The sequence below is a fragment of the Formosa undariae genome, from assembly GCF_042427615.1.
Lineage (GTDB): Bacteria > Bacteroidota > Bacteroidia > Flavobacteriales > Flavobacteriaceae > Formosa > Formosa undariae.
Map to the genome: position 1 here is coordinate 415,957 of NZ_JBHMEZ010000001.1, position 18,560 is coordinate 434,516.

The window sequence follows — 18,560 nt, forward strand, 5'->3', positions numbered from 1 at the left end:
GTATTAGTGTTTTTCTATAAACAACTTGGTTTCGATGTCATCAAACTCAATATCAATCCCATTGTTTACTAGGTCTATAATTTCTAGTTCGGCTGTTAAGGTTTCCGCCTTAATATATTCTAAATTCGTCTCTACAGCATCTACAATATCATCATGTTTTTGAAGTTTAACTCGAATTCGGTCGGTTACTTCAAAACCTGAATCTTTACGTAAATTTTGTATTCTATTTATTAATTCTCTCGCAATTCCTTCTTTCCTTAATTCTTTAGAAATTGTGATATCAAGAGCTACTGTTAAATTTCCTTCGTTAGCAACTAACCATCCTTCAATATCTTGCGATATAATTTCGACATCTTCACGACCTAAAGTAATACTTTTTCCATTAATTTCAATGCTTAAAGTACCGCTTTGTTCTATTTCTTTAATGTCTTCCGAAGTCAACTTAGCTATCTCACTAGCTATCAACTTCATATCTTTACCAAATCGCGGTCCTAAAACTTTAAAATCCGGTTTAATTTGTTTCACTAATATGTCTGATGCATCCTCAAGAAGCTCAATCTCTTTAATATTAACTTCATGCTTGATTAAATCTGCAACCGCCAGTATCTCTTCTTTCTGCTCCTTAGTATCTACAGGAATCATGATTTTCTGTAATGGCTGACGTACTTTTATTTTTTCTTTAGCACGTAACGATAATACTAATGAAGAAATAACTTGTGCGCGTCCCATTTTACGTTCTAACGATTTGTCTATAATCGCTTCATCAAATACAGGAAACTCAGCCAAATGTACACTTTCAAATGTTTCCTTTTGAGTCACTTGTGTTAAGTCTCGGTAAAGTTTATCCATGAAAAATGGTGCAATCGGAGCTCCTAATTTCGCTATGGTTAACAAACATGTATACAACGTTTGGTACGCCGAAATCTTATCTTGTTCGTAGTCCCCTTTCCAGAAACGTCTTCGACTTAAACGCACATACCAGTTACTTAAATAATCTTGTGTAAACTCAGAAATAGCACGTGCCGCTTTTGTTGGCTCGTATTCTGCGTAATATTCGTCTACACGTTGAATAAGTGAATGTAATTCTGATAAAATCCAACGGTCTAATTCTGGACGTTCGGCTAATGGAATATCTGCTTCGCTATAGCTGAATTTATCTAAATTAGTATATAAGCTGAAGAATGAATATGTATTATAAAGTGTTCCAAAGAATTTACGTTTTACCTCTTCTATACCTTCACTATCAAATTTTAAATTGTCCCACGGATTTGCATTTGCAATCATATACCAACGTGTGGCATCTGGACCGTAAGCTGCAAGTGTATCAAAAGGATCGACAGCATTTCCTAAACGCTTCGACATTTTTTGTCCGTTTTTATCTAACACTAATCCATTAGACACAACGTTTTTATAGGCTACAGAATCGAATACCATAGTCGCAATCGCATGAAGGGTATAAAACCATCCACGAGTTTGGTCTACGCCTTCTGCGATAAAATCGGCTGGATACGATTCGTTTCCATCAATTTTTTCTTTATTTTCAAACGGGTAATGCCATTGTGCGTAAGGCATAGAACCAGAATCGAACCACACATCTATCAAGTCACTTTCGCGTTTCATAGGTTGCCCTGATGTAGAAACTAAAGTAATTTGATCTACAATGTTTTTATGTAAATCGATTTGTGCATAGTTTTCTTCAGAATTATTTCCGATTTCAAAAGTCTCAAAAATATCTTTTTCTAAAACCCCAGCTTCAACAGCCTTAGCCATTTCAGCTTTTAATTCAGCAACAGATCCTAAACATATCTCTTCTGTACCATCTTCGGTTCTCCAAATTGGTAATGGAATTCCCCAGTAACGTGAACGCGATAAATTCCAGTCGTTAGCGTTTGCTAACCAGTTTCCGAAACGACCTGTTCCTGTAGATTTTGGTTTCCAGTTTATGGTATCATTAAGTTCTACCATACGTCCTTTAACGTCGGTTACTTTAATAAACCAAGAATCTAATGGGTAATATAAAATAGGCTTGTCTGTTCTCCAACAATTTGGATAACTGTGCTTATATTTTTCAACCTTAAAGGCTTTATTTTCTTCTTTTAAACGAATAGCGATTTCGACATCTACAGAGCGTTCTGGAGCTTCACCATCGTTATAATATTCGTTCTTCACGTACTTACCAGCATATTCGCCCATTTCTGGTCTGAATTTACCTTGTAAGTTTACTAACGGTACTAGATTTCCATTTTCGTCTTTTACCAATAGTGGTGGAATTTCTGGCACAGCTTGTTTCGCAACCAAAGCATCGTCTGCCCCAAAAGTAGGTGCAGTATGTACAATTCCTGTTCCATCTTCTGTCGTTACGAAATCACCTGCAATAATTCTAAAGGCATTTTCAGGATTATCGTTAGGCAGTGCGTAAGGCATTAATTGCTCATACGTTATCCCAACTAAATCTTTTCCTTTGAATTCTTTTACAACGTAAAACGGAATTTTCTTATCACCATGCTTATAATCTAACAATGCAGGTTTAGCATCGACTTGAAAACACTTCCCAGCAAATTGTTTTGCTAATAATGGTTTTGCCAGCACCACATTCATCGGTTCGAATGTGTATTGGTTATAGGTTTCTACTAAAACGTAGTCAATTTTATTTCCAACAGTCAAGGCTGTGTTACTTGGTAATGTCCAAGGTGTAGTTGTCCAAGCTAAGAAAAAGATATCACCTTCGTCTTGTAAAAAGTCTGGTAATGAATCTGCATTCGCTTTAAACTGCGCCACAATCGTGGTGTCGGTAACATCTTGATAGGTTCCTGGCTGATTTAATTCGTGAGAACTTAAACCTGTTCCTGCTTTAGGAGAATACGGCTGAATGGTGTATCCTTTGTAAATTAACTTTTTATCGTAAATCTGCTTTAACAACCACCATACGCTTTCCATGTATTTTGGTTCGTAAGTAATATATGGATCGTCCATATTTACCCAATATCCCATTTTACGAGTTAAGTCGTTCCAAATACCTGTGTAACGCATTACAGCAGTACGGCAAGCAGCGTTATAATCTTCTACAGAAATGGTTTTACCAATATCTTCTTTGGTAATACCTAATTCTTTTTCTACACCAAGCTCAATGGGTAAACCGTGTGTATCCCAACCCGCTTTACGCTTTACTTGAAACCCTTTCATGGTTTTATAACGTGGAAAAATATCTTTAATAGAACGTGCTAAAACATGGTGAACACCAGGTAAGCCATTTGCAGATGGAGGACCTTCGAAAAAAACATAAGGTTCCTTTCCTTCTCTAGTTGTGATACTCTTTTCAAATATATTTTTTGACTCCCAAAAATCAAGAATTTCTTCTGCGACATTTGGTAAGTTAAGACCTTTATACTCAGGAAATCTCATGCTCATTCGTTCTATTTTCTTATAAGAACGCGAAATTAATGAATTTTAAGAAAACAGCGGTGTTAATACTCAAAAAAACCAATTGAAAATAATCGGTTTTAAAATTTAGGTTTTTACTCGCTTTTATATTCATTTTGAAAGCGTATCGCCTTGGTTAAAAGCAAATCTTCTTCTTTAGAATCTATATTTGAAGATGAGATTATTTTACCCTTATGAAGATAGATTCTTTTTTCTTTAGCCACAGACGATTTTACAGTTACAGCTACCAACTTATTATCTTTAAAATAATAGTTTTCGTCTCTAGTATTTCCTGTTTTTTCTACATTCCTAACATGTACTAAATCTTTAGTCTCTGCATCGAAATCTGTATAAAACTTATAGGTTCCAATATCTTCGGCACCTTGAAGATCTGTTAACACACCATCCGAAGCCGTTTGTTTTAAGGATTTATTCCCATCAACTTTTACAGTGTAATCATTTACGGTTCTTACGAGTTCATCTTCATTAATACTTTTACTGGTACCACAAGACAATATCGTTACACTTAATATCACTAATAAAATTCCTTTTGTTTTCATAATCGTTAATTCTAATCATTCTATAATTAAAATGAAAGGTAAAAGAAAACCCCCGAACAAAATGTCGGGGGTTTTAAAATTTTTAACTCAAACGAAAGCGTTTACCAAATTTTCACTCTGTTTTCTGGTTCAACGAACATGCTATCTCCTTCTTTAATATTGAATGCTTCATAAAACGAATCGACATTTAAAAGGGGTTGAACAGCACGATTCATTCCTGGAGAATGCGGATCTGTTTTAATCTGATTTTTTAAAGCATCATCTCTGTATAAACTTCTCCAAACAGTAGCCCATGACATAAAGAAACGTTGTTCGGCAGTAAATCCATCAATTGGTTCCGGTTTACCGTTTTCTTTAAAACTCATTTGTAATGCATCGTAAGCAGCATTTACACCTCCTAAATCTCCAATGTTTTCACCTAAAGTAAATTCACCGTTAATAAATGTTTCTGGCAACACTTCTAAACCACTATATTGGTCTGCTAATGCTTTACCTAACTTAGTAAACTCTTCTAAATCTTTATCTGTCCACCAGTTATTTAAGTTTCCATTTTTATCGTAACGCGATCCTGAATCGTCGAAACTATGAGAAATCTCGTGACCAATTACAGCTCCAATTCCACCATAATTTACAGCATCGTCTGCTTGGTAATTATAAAATGGAGGCTGTAAAATTGCTGCAGGAAAAACAATCTCGTTAAAAGACGGATTGAAATATGCATTAACCGTTTGTGGAGACATCCCCCATTTACTTTTATCTACAGGCTTTCCTAATTCATCAATATTCTCTTGAAAACTCCAAGCTCTAGCATTTTGCATGTTTTGAAGGTATGAACCTCCTGCTTCTGGACCAGTAATCTCTAAAGCAGAATAATCTTTCCATTTGTCTGGATACGCAATCTTAACTGTAGTAGCCTGAAGTTTTTCTATAGCCTTTAGTTTAGTATCTTCACTCATCCAAGGCAATGCAGAAATCCTATTTTCAAATGCTTTGATCACATTTTTAATCATTTCTTCCGCTTTAGCTTTAGCTTCTGGCGGGAATTTTTTGTCTACATATAACTTACCTAAAGCCTCTCCTACAGTTCTGTTAATTGTCTGTAAAGCTCTTTCTTCACTTGGGCGTTGTTTTTTCGCTCCACCTAAAGTTTTACTATAAAACTCCCAATCGGCATATTCTAATTCGGTACTCAGTAAACTTGCAGATCTATTAAGTGCAGACCAACGTAAATATGCTTTCCAATCGCTAACATTATTCTTCTGTAAAATAGAATTTAACGCTTTTACATATTGTGGTTCTCTCACAATAATAGTGTCTAAATCTTTAGCTCCAATACCATCAAAATATGCAGTCCAATCTATAGAAGGCGCCATTTTTTGCAAATCTGAAACTGCTGTAGGATTGTATGTTTTTCTTCTATCTCTTAATTCTACTTTATCCAATTTAGGTGCTGCTAAACTTGTTTCGAAAGCTAAAACTTGTTTTGCTTGTGTATTCGCAACGGCTTCGGTATCTCCTAAAAATTGAAGCATTTTTGTAATGTGTGCCACATACTTCTCTCTTTTATCTTTAGAATCGGCATCGTCCTTTACATAATAATCACGATCTGGAAGACCTAAACGACCTGTTCCTAAACTCGCTACATTTTTATTACTATCTTTTGCATCTGCACCAACCCAAAATCCGAAGAAGCCACCGCCACCTTTAGGCTCCATGTCTATTAAATATGCTTCTAAATCTTTAATTGTAGCAATTTCATCAATTTTAGCTAAAGTAGATTTTAAAGGCAAAATACCTTCTTTATTTCTAGATACGGTATCCATAATTGTTTCATATAGAAAAACTGCCTTTTCTTGATCTGAACCTGGAAGCACTTCAATTTTACCAAGATCTTTATCTTCTGACATTGCAGATCTTAGAATCCCTAAAACATCCTCGTCTGTTTTCTGTCTTAACTCATCGAAACTACCCCATCGTGTTCTATCGTCTGGAATGGTATTGTTTTTAACCCAGTTTCCGTTTACGTACATAAAGAAATCGTCGTTTGGCTTAACCGATTTGTCCATGTAATCTAAATTGATTCCTGGCACAACTTCTACTTCAACCACCGCTGCTGTTTCTTTTTTACTATCATCTTTACAAGCTGTTAAACTTCCAAAAGCAACAACACTAAGCACAGATAGCTTTAAAATATTGATTTTCATATATTTGAATTTGAATTGATTTTTTTGAATTAAAAATAAAGCGAACTTCTAAACTCTAAGTCGAAATTCACTTTAAAATGTTACTCTAAAATTGAAAAAACTGTTGAAATCACACAATTAAATCTACTAAATCTTCAATCTTAGAAATTAATTGAATTTTAATCGCTTTTGGCTTTAATGAGATTTTATTATACTTGGATACAAATATTGTTGAAAACCCCAATTTTTCAGCTTCTAATATGCGTTGTTCCACACGTTGAACTGGACGGATTTCCCCCGACAAACCTACTTCGGCAGCAAAGCAATAATCTTTTGCTAGAGCTTCGTCTTCGTTTGAAGATAAAATAGCTGCCACAACTGCTAAATCAATGGCAGGGTCGTCTACTGTTATTCCTCCTGTGATATTTAGAAAGACATCTTTTGCTCCCAGCCTAAAACCGGCACGTTTTTCTAAAACAGCCAGCAACATATTTAAGCGTTTTGCATTAAAACCCGTTGCAGATCGTTGTGGCGTACCATAAACAGCTGTACTTACCAAAGCCTGAACTTCGATCATTAACGGTCGCATGCCTTCTAAGGTAGCAGCGACTGCATTCCCACTTAACTCTTCATCTTTTTTAGAAATCAGAATTTCTGACGGATTAGAAACTTCTCTTAAACCCGAACCTTGCATTTCGTAGATTCCCAGCTCGTTGGTCGATCCAAATCTGTTTTTATTGGCTCTTAAAATTCTAAACACATGATTACGATCGCCTTCAAACTGAAGTACCGTATCGACCATATGCTCTAAAATTTTTGGCCCTGCGATATGACCGTCTTTTGTAATATGTCCAATTAAAACAACAGGCGTCGAAGATTCCTTAGCGTACTTTATAAGTTCTGTTGTACATTCTTTTATTTGAGAAATACTACCTGGAGACGACTCGATATAATCGCTATGTAACGTCTGAATAGAATCTACAATAACAATATCGGGTTGCAGATCTTCAATTTGCTTGAAGATGTTTTGCGTTTTCGTTTCCGTTAAAATATAGCAATTGCTATTATTCGGATTAATACGCTCGGCACGCATTTTTATTTGTTTCTGACTTTCTTCTCCAGAAACATAAAGTGTTTTATAAGGTAATTTAAGAGCAACCTGAAGCAACAATGTACTTTTACCAATTCCAGGCTCTCCTCCTAAAAGCGTTAAAGACCCCGGTACAATACCGCCACCCAAAACACGATTAAATTCCTGATCGAATGTATCTAGTCGCGCTTCTTGAGAAGCATCGATTTCATTAATTAAAAGGGGTTTTGAAGTCCGTTTTTTAGCACCGCCAGTTGTTGGTGTTTTCCAGTCACTCTTCTCGGGAGCTTGAATAACTTCTTCGACTATTGTATTCCATGCTTTACATGAATTACATTGTCCTTGCCATTTTGCATATTGAGCCCCGCAACTCTGACAAAAAAAAGTGGTCTTAACTTTAGCCATTAATATCCGAAATCTGCTTTAAGTTGATTTGCACGTTCTATCATGTCATCCTTTGTTAGTCCTCCAATTTCATCAAAAATATAAGACGACTGATACATTTTCATTGCTTTTTTAGGCTGATTAGTTTCTTCGTAATAACGCGCTAAATAAAATTGACCTAACATGGTTTCTGGGTAAGAATCGCGAGCCATTTTCCCCAACTCATGAAGATCTTTAAACTCCGATTTCTTTTCTATAGCAGTTGCAATGGCTTTAAAATCGTTTACCAAAATGGTTTTATCTACACCATACAATTCTTTTATCGCCTTGTATTTTTCTTTTAAATACTCTATCGATGGTTCGTTTGAAGCCATGATATCTTTTTCAAATTCATTTGCAGTAATGGGCTGATAGGTATAAAAAATACGTTCCAAAGCTTTAGGAATTGCTTGCGCAACAACGGAGTAATGTGTTAAGCCTTCGAACTTATCGAAATCATATTGCAAAAATGCATTGTCGACATTTTTTAAACTATTATCTAATAACTCAGTTCCTTCTAATACCGATTTAAGATCGTCTGTAGTTGTCGCTAAATAATAAAATGTTTTTCTATCTATTTTACCTAAACGATCTGGAATGTAACGGGTCATGTTAGAGGCCAATTGAGGACTTATTACTATATAAGACTGAAACAAGGGCTTATCCTTCAATAAATAATAATTTATAAAATTTGCCGTTTCTCCATGTCCGATAGCCAATTTAAAATCTTCAGTTCTATAGGTATCTTCGATGTATGGAATTAGTTCCATCCCGATAAATTCGAAAAACTTTGCCCCGGAATCTATAGGTAATGAGTTTTGTTCTGAAAACATAGTGTCCATGTACCGCGTTTCACTTTGTTTAATTCCAACAACAATAACTTCAGGAACATCTTCCCAATATGAGTAGTAATCTATATTTCCCGCAACAATTTCAAACAGATAATCACCATCTAAAACAACTACAAGAGGGTATTTTTTATCGACATTCTCACTGTAATTTCTAGGTAATTGAATTTTTATTTGCCTTGAACCACCTAGTTTTTCAGACTCTATCGTTTCGTAAATTGCTTGAGAATAAACAAATTGACAAGACATTATGAAGACAAATAAGTAAAGAATTCTTTTCATTTAAAAGCGTAATTAGTATAACGCAAGGTAAGAAAAATACTTTTTGTTTATAAAATTCTATTTTAGTTTGATTTTTCTATTAAAAACGGGAAGTAACAGTAAAGAAAGTCCGCCACAAATTATAATTAATATGGTTTGAGACGACCACATGATCCATCCAAAAGCAACACTTGGTCCTTCAGCAATTCCGAACAATGAAAACGCTGCATAAACAGCTACTGGATACGAGCCAATACCTCCATTTGTCGCGGCAATACTGAAACTAGCAGAAATAAATCCGATAAGAATAGCGCCCATGGATATTGGTTGCAAATCGTCTAAAGCAAACGTAGTTACATAAAACATTAACACATACATGGCCCAAATAAAAAGGGTATGTGTAATAAATAACCACTTTTTCTTCATCTTAAAAATACTTGTAACGCCTTCTAAAAGACCAGCTACAAATGTTCTGATTTTCACAGCCAATACCGAACGGCTTTTTCTAATGTAATATAAAAAAGCTAAGCCTAAAACAGCTAGTCCTAACAAGGCCATGATAATTTTAGGTAGATTAAATTTTGAGAGAAAAAAGTTGAAAATAAAATCGAATTGTAGAAAAAGCGTCACTAAGATAATAAACATCATCACGATTAAATCGGCTATACGCTCTGCGACTACTGAGCCAAAACCTTTTTCGAAAGGCACGCCTTCGTAGGTTGTGAGTATAGAAACTCGAGCAACTTCACCTGCTCTTGGAATTGTATAATTAATGAGATAAGCCGCAAAAACAGCCATGACACTATTGGATAACTTTACCTTATACCCCATAGGTTCTAACATAAATAACCAACGGTAGGAACGTGATAAATGACTTAACAACCCTAAAATGGCACCCAGTAAAATCCACCAATAATTAGCGTTTTTAAAATACACGATAAGCTCGTCTATAGAAACTTTAGACAAAGAATAGGCTATTAAAAAAACTCCCAATAAAATTGGGAGTGTGATTTTCAGTATTTTAGATATTTTAAAATTCAATAATTAAATTAACTTATTAGTTGCTTCGTCAGGAAAGACTAAAGCAGGTTTAAATGTCTTAGCGTCTTCCAAATCCATAATACCATATGTAATTAAGATCAACACATCTCCCGGAGCTACACGTCTAGCAGCAGCACCGTTTAACGTAATCTCTCCACTATTACGTGGCCCAGGAATAGCATAAGTTTCTAATCGCTCACCATTGTTATTATTTACAATCTGAACTTTTTCACCTTGAATAATGTTGGCAGCATCCATTAAATCTTCATCGATAGTTATACTACCAATATAATTTAAATCTGCTCCTGTACACTTAACTCTGTGAATTTTCGATTTTACTACGTGAATTTGCATGAGGCAAAGTTAATTAATTTAGTGCTAAATTGTCTATTAATCTTATATCGCCGGCATAAACTGCAATAAACGCACGATATAAGATATTTTCTTTTTTATTTTCTATGGTTTCTAGAGTATCAATATCTGCAATTACAAAATATTCTAATTCTAGTAACGGATGGTTCTCAAACTGACTTTTAACCCAGTCTGTCACCTCTTTAGCACGTTCTGTGCCAAACTTAATATTGGCAGATTTTAATGTTTTATAAATAAACGGGGCTGCTTCTGCATATTCCGGTTTTAATCTCACATTTCGAGAACTCATAGCTAATCCGCTAGTCTCTCGTAAGATCTCACAAGGCACAATACCTACAGGCAGTTTGTTTTTTTTGACCATTTTTTTAATAATCGCCAATTGCTGGAAATCCTTTTCTCCAAAATACGCATGATCTGGAGTTACAATTTCGAACAAACGCTTTACAATAGTCCCAACACCATCAAAATGTCCTGGCCTAAATTCACCTTCCATTTTAAACTCTAAACCATCAAAATCATAGTTTACAGATACTACATTATCTCCATAAACATCGTCGACAGTAGGCGCATACACTAAAATATCTTCGGATGCAGTTCCCAAAAGAGCAACATCGTTTTCCAATGTCCTTGGATAAGTAACCAAATCGTTTGGATTATTAAACTGAGTTGGGTTTACAAAAATACTCACTACTAAAGCATCATTTTCCTTTAAAGCACGCTGCACTAAAGACAAATGCCCTTTGTGTAAAGCACCCATTGTTGGAACGAATCCCAAAGTCTTACCCTGAGATCTTAGTAGTTCTATTTCCTTTTTTAATTCCGATTGTTCTGTTATTACCTTCACCTTTAATAAAAAATTAACGGTGGCAAAGTTATTATTTTACTAGCAATCTGCATAAAATTTTGTAATTTTGCTTGTTTTTTATTTTGAATTCTCAAAAGCCCAGTAATTTATGAAAGATAAGAGGATATTATATGTATCATCTGAAGTAGTTCCTTATTTACCTGAAACAGAAATCTCTTCTATGTCGTTTGAAACGCCTAGAATGGTAAACCAACAGGGTGGACAAATCAGGATATTTATGCCTAGATATGGAAACATTAACGAAAGGAGACATCAACTACACGAAGTTATAAGATTATCTGGTATAAACCTAGTAATTAACGACTTAGATATGCCACTTATTATAAAAGTAGCATCGATTCCAAAAGAGCGTATTCAAGTATATTTTATTGACAACGACGAATATTTTAAACGTAAAGCAACCTTAACAGACGAGAATGGTGACTTGTTCTCGGACAACGACGAACGTGCTATTTTCTTTGCAAAAGGTGTAATAGAAACAGTAAAAAAATTAAACTGGTCTCCAGACATTATACATGTTCATGGATGGCTTGCGTCTTTACTTCCGTTGTATTTAAAAGAATATTTTGCAGGCGAACCTTTATTTAACGACAGTAAAGTTGTGACTTCAATCTACAACCAAGGATACGATGGTACGTTAAATAAAACCATGTCTGAAAAAGTGAAGTTTGATAACATTAACGACGATGTTGTAAAAACGTTAAGTGACCCTACGTATAATAATTTAATGAAAGTAGCCATCGATTATTCCGATGCTATTATAATTGGTTCTGAAGACATTACTCCAGAAATATCTGCACATTTAGAAGATTCTAAAAAGCCTGTTTTAGGATACAAAAACAAAGAAGAATTTGGCGAAGCGTATTCTAACTTCTACATGAATGAAGTTTTAAAATAATCCGTTTTACTTCATAAAAAATATATGAAAAAGATTTTACAAGTCATTAAACTACCTAGCATTTTCCTAGTATTGCTAACAGTTTTAATAGCATGCGATAAAGATTATAATTCCCTTGGAACAAATATAATTGGAGGGAAAGATTTTATAACAGATAGCATCGAATACCCTATAATTGCTTACACAAAAAAAATTAAGCCTGTACAAACTAATGGTTTGTCTTCGAACTTAATTGGTGCTTATAATAATCCAGAATACGGATTAACCACAGCAAGTGTAGTTTCGCAAATGGTACCACTTAATTACCTTCCTTATTTCGGAGAAAATCCTGAAATAACATCTGTTACATTAACGTTACCCTATTTTTCTACAGCAACAGAAATTGACGAAGAGGGTGCAACAACGTATAAATTAGATTCTGTATTTGGAGATTCTCCAATAAAGTTATCTATTTACGAAAACAAATATTATTTAAGAGATACCGATCCAAGTTCTAATTTTGAAGAAGGACAACTTTATTATTCGAACTCAAACGAAACCATAAATTTCGATAATTTTAAAGGTGAGTTGTTATACTATAACGATAATTTTTATCCAAGTAAGGATGAAATCGTAATTAAAGAGTACGATGAAGAAACCGAAGAAGATGTAGTTTCAGAACGATTATCTCCAAGATTACAAGTCGACCTATTAAACACTAATGAGTATTGGGAAAAATTAATCTTTGACAAAGAAGATAGCCCAGAATTAAGTAATCAAAATAATTTCGTTGATTATTTTAGAGGTATTTATATAAAAGCTGAAGCTATAGACGATAAAGGGAATCAAATTCTGATAAACTTTAATTCGTCTAGTGCTAACATCGTAATAAACTATACCTATAGCTCGCCTACTGATACAGATACTGACGATGATACCGAGGACGAAGTCTTAGAAGGAACTTATACGCTAAACTTTAATACAAATAGAATTAACACTTACGATAGCGATATCGAATTTACAGACGGTAATGCCCTTACTGGAGATTCTAATTTATACATTAAAGGAGGTGAAGGATCTATGGCAATTATCAGCTTATTTGAAGGTCCTGACGAAGATGGAGATGGTGAACCAGATAGTTATTTGGAGGATTTCTTATCTCATAAAGACGAATGGCTTATTAACGAAGCACAATTAATCCTGTATGAAGACGCTAGTAAGATACACCCAGGAAAAGATAAAGAAAAAGACGAACATCTCTACCATACGTACGACAGAATATTTGCCTACGATGCAACTAATAACACGACTTTAATAGACTACGCATTCGATCCTACATCTAATACTACGTCCCCATTAAATTCTAAAATCATACATTTAGGACAACGTCTTGAAAGTGGAAGCACTTATAAATACAAAATAAGATTAACAGAGCATCTTAAAAATATTTTAGAGAAAGATTCAACAAACACAAAAATTGGGTTAGTTTTATCAACGAATGTTAATAATACTTTAAATGCACGCATTTTGAACAGTGAAGGAGACGTAGTAACTACAATTCCAGAAGGAGCTATTTTAACTCCAAAAGGAACTATTTTACACGGAAGTCACTCTAGTGTTCCAAATAATTTACGTGCAAAACTAGAAATTTATTATACCGAACCTGAAAACTAAAATTATATGTGTGGTATTGTAGGATATATTGGTCATAGACAAGCTTACCCAATAGTAATCAACGGACTTAAACGTTTAGAATACCGTGGTTACGATAGTGCCGGTATTGCAATTTACGATGGAGAAACTTTAAAAGTTTGCAAAACGAAAGGTAAAGTTTCGGATCTGGAAGCACGTGTCGAGAAAGAAATTTTTACTAAAGGTACCGTTGCTATTGGACATACAAGATGGGCAACTCATGGTATTCCCAACGATGTAAACTCTCATCCTCATTATTCAAATTCAGGAGATTTAGTAATTATCCATAACGGAATTATTGAAAACTACGAGTCTCTTAAAAAAGAATTAATTACTAGAGGATACACTTTTAAATCGGACACAGATACTGAAGTCTTAATAAACCTGATTGAAGAAGTAAAAAAACAAGAAAAAGGCATAAAACTAGGAAAAGCAGTTCAGATTGCTTTAAACCAAGTTGTAGGTGCTTACGCCATTGCTGTTTTCGATAAAAATAAACCTAACGAAATTATTGCTGCTAGACTGGGAAGTCCGTTGGCAATAGGTGTTGGGGAAAACGAATTTTTTATAGCTAGTGATGCCTCTCCATTTTTAGAGTTTACTAAAAATGCGATTTATCTTGAAGATGAAGAGATGGCAATTATTCGCTTAGGAAAAGAGATTAAAATTAGAAAAATAAAAGACGACACTATGGTCGATCCTTACATTCAAGAACTTCAATTAAACCTGGAGCAAATTGAAAAAGGAGGATACGAGCATTTCATGTTGAAAGAAATTTACGAGCAACCTAGTGCAATTCTAGATACTTTTAGAGGACGATTATTGGCTAATGAAGGCATTATAAAAATGTCTGGAATTGAAGATAACATGAAAAAATTCCTAAACGCTGACCGTATTATTATTGTCGCGTGTGGAACATCATGGCATGCTGGATTAGTTGCAGAATATATTTTTGAAGATTTAGCACGTATTCCTGTAGAAGTAGAATACGCGTCAGAATTTAGATATAGAAATCCTGTAATCACAGAAAAAGATATCGTGATTGCGATCTCACAATCTGGAGAAACAGCAGACACTTTAGCCGCTATTAAATTGGCAAAATCTAAAGGTGCATTTGTATTTGGAGTTTGTAATGTTGTAGGATCATCTATCGCTAGAGAAAGTGATGCTGGAGCTTATACCCATGCCGGACCAGAAATAGGTGTCGCCTCTACAAAAGCATTCACTACTCAAATTACAGTATTAACTTTAATGGCATTACGATTAGCAAGAGCAAAAGGCACAATGTCTAGTTCTGATTTCCGTCGTCATTTAATCGAGTTAGAACTTATACCAGATAAAGTAAGAAAAGCTTTAGAATCGGATGCTTACGTTAAAACTGTAGCAGACATTTATAAAGACGCTAAAAACTGTTTATATTTAGGAAGAGGTTACAACTTCCCTGTAGCTTTAGAAGGTGCATTAAAATTAAAAGAGATCTCTTATATTCACGCCGAAGGTTATCCTGCTGCAGAAATGAAACATGGCCCTATTGCTTTAATAGACGAGCAAATGCCAGTTATTGTTATTGCAACTAAAAAAGGACATTACGAAAAGGTCGTGAGTAACATTCAAGAAATTAAATCTAGAAGTGGTAAAATTATAGGTATTGTTACCGAGGGAGACGAAAGTGTAAGAAACCTTGCAGATCACGTGATTGAGGTTCCTGACTGTTCAGAATCTTTATCACCGTTATTAACTACGATTCCGCTTCAATTATTATCGTACCATATCGCGGTTAAATTAGGAAGAAACGTAGATCAACCTCGTAACTTAGCAAAATCGGTTACTGTAGAATAATATACATTTTCTTAAATTTATATAAAAAAGGCATTTAAACATTAGTTTTAAATGCCTTTTTCTATTTCCCAATATGTGGTTTAAATTTTTGCGGATTAAAAAAAACAAGCATAATAGTTTAATGTAAATCCTAACCTGCAAGCCTTTGCAACGGCTAATTTTAGTACTAAAAACAAGCAAACTATAAAGAGACATGTTGTTAATGGTAATGAAATACTATCCGAACATTGAAGAATCCCGAATTATTATAATTGAAGCCAGATTACACAAGAAACTACCTAGCTTTGCTTCAATAAATTAATTAAACACATCAAAATATAACGTCTTCAATCTGAAGGCGTTTTTAGTACCATAAAAAACCAAAAAACATATTTTTTTTAAATTTAAACTATTATATTTGCTCCGCGAAAAACTAGTTTTTTCTCAAAAAAATCAAGCAAAAATCTATAAATAATTAAGTAATGTCAAAAGTTACAGGTAAAGTTGCACAAATCGTTGGTCCAGTTATCGATGTTGTATTCGACTCTGAAGGAGCTCTTCCAAAAATTTACGATTCATTAGAAATTACAAAAGCAGATGGTACACTTCTTATATTAGAAGTACAATCTCACATTGGTGAAGATATGGTTCGTACTATCGCGATGGACTCTTCAGATGGATTAAGTAGAGGGACAGAAGTTGTGGCTACAGGTTCACCAATACAAATGCCAATTGGAGATGACGTATATGGTAGACTTTTCAATGTAATTGGAGATGCTATTGATGGTTTAGGAAACTTGCCAAAAACAGGTAAGTCTGGATTACCAATCCACAGACAAGCACCTAGATTCGAAGATTTATCAACGTCTACTGAAGTTTTATTCACAGGGATTAAAGTAATCGACTTAATTGAGCCTTACGCAAAAGGGGGTAAAATTGGTTTATTCGGTGGTGCTGGTGTTGGTAAAACAGTATTAATTCAGGAATTGATTAACAATATTGCAAAGGGTCACGGTGGACTTTCAGTTTTTGCTGGAGTTGGAGAAAGAACTCGTGAAGGAAATGACCTTTTAAGAGAGATGTTAGAGTCAGGTATTATTAAATACGGAGACGACTTTATGCACTCTATGGAAAATGGAGGATGGGATTTATCTAAAGTAGATAAAAACCTGATGAAAGAATCTAAAGCAACTTTCGTATTCGGACAAATGAACGAACCACCTGGAGCACGTGCTCGTGTTGCATTATCTGGTTTATCTATCGCAGAATATTTCCGTGATGGTGCTGGAGATGGTCAAGGAAAAGACGTTCTTTTCTTCGTAGATAACATTTTCCGTTTTACACAAGCTGGTTCAGAAGTATCTGCATTATTAGGTCGTATGCCTTCTGCTGTAGGTTACCAACCAACATTAGCAACAGAAATGGGTGCAATGCAAGAACGTATTACATCAACTAAAACAGGATCTATTACATCTGTACAAGCGGTTTACGTACCTGCAGATGATTTAACTGACCCTGCTCCTGCTACAACCTTTGCTCACTTAGATGCTACAACCGTATTATCTCGTAAGATTGCAGAACTTGGTATTTATCCAGCGGTAGATCCGTTAGATTCTACATCAAGAATTTTAACTGCAGATATCTTAGGAAAAGATCATTACGAATGTGCTCAAAACGTAAAAGAGTTATTACAACGCTATAAAGAATTACAAGATATTATTGCTATTCTTGGTATGGAAGAATTATCTGAAGAAGATAAATTAGCCGTAGGTAGAGCAAGACGTGTACAACGTTTCTTATCTCAACCATTCCACGTTGCAGAACAATTTACAGGTCTTAAAGGTGTGTTAGTAGATATCAAAGAAACAATTAAAGGATTTAATATGATTATGGCTGGTGAATTAGATCACTTACCAGAAGCAGCATTTAACCTTAAAGGTTCTATTGAAGAAGCTATCGAAACTGGAGATAAAATGTTAGCAGAAGCATAATTAGTTAATTGTTTAAATTGTTGGTCGTTAATTAAACGATCAGCCATAAACAAATAACAAACAACTATATAATATGTATTTAGAAATTGTATCGCCAGAAGCTACTTTATTTAGTTCGGAAATAGATGCCGTTACTGTACCTGGTGCCGATGGAGAGTTTGAAATGCTTAATCATCACGCGGCTATAGTATCGCTTCTAACAGCTGGAATTGTAAAAATAAAAGTACACTCTCAAGCACATTTAGATTACGATGAATTGCATCCTGAAGTTATTCCTCATATGTCAGACACTAAAATGTTGACTGTGGCTATTAAATCTGGAACTTTAGAATCTAAAGACAATAAAATTATAATCTTAGCGGATTAAAAATTTTATCACTCATATAAAAAACGCCTCAAAAATTTAATTTTTGAGGCGTTTTTAGTTATATCAAACTAGGAACTTGTTTAGTCCTCAGTCAAAATCGTAATCATCAAAATCAGAATCATTATTGTTCCGGTTTTTATATACTAAAACTCCCATAACACAGATTGTAACTAATATGGGAAAATAATCTTTCATATAAAATCATACGCGTTTAATCACATTAGTTACGATACCCCAAATCACAAAATCATTAGCTTCGGTGACTTGAATAGAGCTATAATTCGGATTTTCTGGTTGCAACCACACTTCACCATTTTCAACCTTTAAACGTTTTACAGTAAACTCTCCATCTAAAAAACAGACCGCTATTTTATTATGTGTTGCGGAAATACTTCTATCAATCACCAATAAATCGTTATCGTCTAGCCCTGCACCAATCATAGACTGACCACTAACACGAGCGTAAAATGTAGTTTCTTTATTACGCACTAATTCAACATCTAAAGACAAGCATTCTTCATTGATATCTCCTACAGCAACAGGTATTCCTGCCGAAATCCCTGCATCCACAAATACGGCACCTGCATTAGGAATAAATTCAGGTGTAAAAAAAGAGAGTGAGGGTCTAGCTTGCATCATGGTCTTAAATATTTTATTTTATACAAAGTACTAAATCTTTTTTAATACCTCCGCAAAAATTTAGTTGTTTCAATTAATTTTTAAAATAAAACTTTAATCCAAAATAAAAATCA

14 protein-coding genes are annotated in these 18,560 nt (G+C 34.5%); 5 read left to right on the top strand and 9 right to left on the bottom strand.

Going from position 1 to position 18,560, the window contains the following annotated elements:
- Positions 1-3: 3 nt before the first annotated feature.
- The 8 genes from ileS to panC form a co-directional block, all read right to left on the bottom strand.
- Entirely contained in the window at positions 4-3,408 is a 3,405-nt protein-coding gene (gene ileS, locus ACFFVB_RS01850) for an isoleucine--tRNA ligase (protein ID WP_382380580.1), read from the bottom strand.
- 107 nt (positions 3,409-3,515) lie between these two features.
- Positions 3,516-3,980 (bottom strand): hypothetical protein, encoded by a 465-nt coding sequence (locus tag ACFFVB_RS01855; RefSeq protein ID WP_382380582.1) that lies wholly within the window; start codon positions 3,978-3,980, stop codon positions 3,516-3,518.
- 101 nt (positions 3,981-4,081) lie between these two features.
- The gene (locus ACFFVB_RS01860; protein WP_382380584.1) at positions 4,082-6,184 is read right to left on the bottom strand and encodes a M13 family metallopeptidase; all 2,103 of its coding nucleotides are present in this window, start codon (positions 6,182-6,184) and stop codon (positions 4,082-4,084) included.
- A 109-nt stretch (positions 6,185-6,293) separates the two neighbouring features.
- Positions 6,294-7,658, bottom strand: a complete 1,365-nt coding sequence (gene radA, locus ACFFVB_RS01865) for a DNA repair protein RadA (protein ID WP_382380586.1) — start codon at positions 7,656-7,658, stop codon at positions 6,294-6,296.
- Positions 7,658-8,806, bottom strand: coding sequence for an alpha/beta hydrolase (locus ACFFVB_RS01870; protein ID WP_382380588.1), 1,149 nt, complete (start codon positions 8,804-8,806; stop codon positions 7,658-7,660). The genes radA and ACFFVB_RS01870 overlap by 1 nt, the downstream gene beginning before the upstream one ends.
- 57 nt (positions 8,807-8,863) lie before the next feature.
- On the bottom strand, positions 8,864-9,826 hold the full coding sequence (locus tag ACFFVB_RS01875) for a lysylphosphatidylglycerol synthase transmembrane domain-containing protein (protein ID WP_382380590.1): 963 nt from the start codon (positions 9,824-9,826) through the stop codon (positions 8,864-8,866).
- Between the two features lie 3 nt (positions 9,827-9,829).
- A complete protein-coding gene (gene panD, locus ACFFVB_RS01880) occupies positions 9,830-10,180 on the bottom strand; it encodes an aspartate 1-decarboxylase (protein WP_038532496.1) in 351 nt (116 codons plus the stop codon).
- Positions 10,181-10,193: 13 nt separating this feature from the next.
- Positions 10,194-11,042 carry a pantoate--beta-alanine ligase gene (gene panC, locus ACFFVB_RS01885; protein ID WP_382380592.1) on the bottom strand — a complete coding sequence of 283 codons (849 nt, stop codon included), beginning with the start codon at positions 11,040-11,042 and terminating at the stop codon, positions 10,194-10,196.
- A gap of 109 nt (positions 11,043-11,151) precedes the next feature.
- On the opposite strand from panC, the gene ACFFVB_RS01890 reads away from it, so the two are divergent.
- From ACFFVB_RS01890 to ACFFVB_RS01910, 5 genes are all read left to right on the top strand, one after another.
- Positions 11,152-11,961 carry a glycogen/starch synthase gene (locus ACFFVB_RS01890; RefSeq protein ID WP_382380594.1) on the top strand — a complete coding sequence of 270 codons (810 nt, stop codon included), beginning with the start codon at positions 11,152-11,154 and terminating at the stop codon, positions 11,959-11,961.
- 24 nt (positions 11,962-11,985) lie between these two features.
- Positions 11,986-13,614, top strand: coding sequence for a BamH family beta-barrel-assembly machinery protein (gene bamH / locus ACFFVB_RS01895; protein WP_382380596.1), 1,629 nt, complete (start codon positions 11,986-11,988; stop codon positions 13,612-13,614).
- Positions 13,615-13,620: 6 nt separating this feature from the next.
- Complete coding sequence (gene glmS / locus ACFFVB_RS01900; protein WP_382380598.1) at positions 13,621-15,471, top strand: glutamine--fructose-6-phosphate transaminase (isomerizing); 1,851 nt, start codon at positions 13,621-13,623, stop codon at positions 15,469-15,471.
- A 461-nt stretch (positions 15,472-15,932) separates the two neighbouring features.
- Complete coding sequence (gene atpD / locus ACFFVB_RS01905) at positions 15,933-17,441, top strand: F0F1 ATP synthase subunit beta (RefSeq protein ID WP_382380600.1); 1,509 nt, start codon at positions 15,933-15,935, stop codon at positions 17,439-17,441.
- Between the two features lie 73 nt (positions 17,442-17,514).
- Positions 17,515-17,808, top strand: a complete 294-nt coding sequence (locus ACFFVB_RS01910) for a FoF1 ATP synthase subunit delta/epsilon (RefSeq protein WP_382380602.1) — start codon at positions 17,515-17,517, stop codon at positions 17,806-17,808.
- Between the two features lie 201 nt (positions 17,809-18,009).
- On the opposite strand, the gene ACFFVB_RS01915 is transcribed toward ACFFVB_RS01910, so the two are convergent.
- The gene (locus ACFFVB_RS01915) at positions 18,010-18,444 is read right to left on the bottom strand and encodes a LexA family protein (RefSeq protein ID WP_382381166.1); all 435 of its coding nucleotides are present in this window, start codon (positions 18,442-18,444) and stop codon (positions 18,010-18,012) included.
- Between the last annotated feature and the right edge of the window lie 116 nt (positions 18,445-18,560).

Excerpts from the sequence above, each read along its gene's own strand:
- ACFFVB_RS01890 (WP_382380594.1), top strand. The coding sequence starts at position 11,152 with ATGAAAGATAAGAGGATATTATATGTATCATCTGAAGTAGTTCCTTAT.
- atpD (WP_382380600.1), top strand. The coding sequence starts at position 15,933 with ATGTCAAAAGTTACAGGTAAAGTTGCACAAATCGTTGGTCCAGTTATC.
- ACFFVB_RS01860 (WP_382380584.1), bottom strand. The coding sequence starts at position 6,184 with ATGAAAATCAATATTTTAAAGCTATCTGTGCTTAGTGTTGTTGCTTTT.
- ACFFVB_RS01910 (WP_382380602.1), top strand. The coding sequence starts at position 17,515 with ATGTATTTAGAAATTGTATCGCCAGAAGCTACTTTATTTAGTTCGGAA.
- ACFFVB_RS01855 (WP_382380582.1), bottom strand. The coding sequence starts at position 3,980 with ATGAAAACAAAAGGAATTTTATTAGTGATATTAAGTGTAACGATATTG.
- ileS (WP_382380580.1), bottom strand. The coding sequence starts at position 3,408 with ATGAGCATGAGATTTCCTGAGTATAAAGGTCTTAACTTACCAAATGTC.
- ACFFVB_RS01915 (WP_382381166.1), bottom strand. The coding sequence starts at position 18,444 with ATGCAAGCTAGACCCTCACTCTCTTTTTTTACACCTGAATTTATTCCT.
- panD (WP_038532496.1), bottom strand. The coding sequence starts at position 10,180 with ATGCAAATTCACGTAGTAAAATCGAAAATTCACAGAGTTAAGTGTACA.
- ACFFVB_RS01870 (WP_382380588.1), bottom strand. The coding sequence starts at position 8,806 with ATGAAAAGAATTCTTTACTTATTTGTCTTCATAATGTCTTGTCAATTT.
- glmS (WP_382380598.1), top strand. The coding sequence starts at position 13,621 with ATGTGTGGTATTGTAGGATATATTGGTCATAGACAAGCTTACCCAATA.
- radA (WP_382380586.1), bottom strand. The coding sequence starts at position 7,658 with ATGGCTAAAGTTAAGACCACTTTTTTTTGTCAGAGTTGCGGGGCTCAA.
- bamH (WP_382380596.1), top strand. The coding sequence starts at position 11,986 with ATGAAAAAGATTTTACAAGTCATTAAACTACCTAGCATTTTCCTAGTA.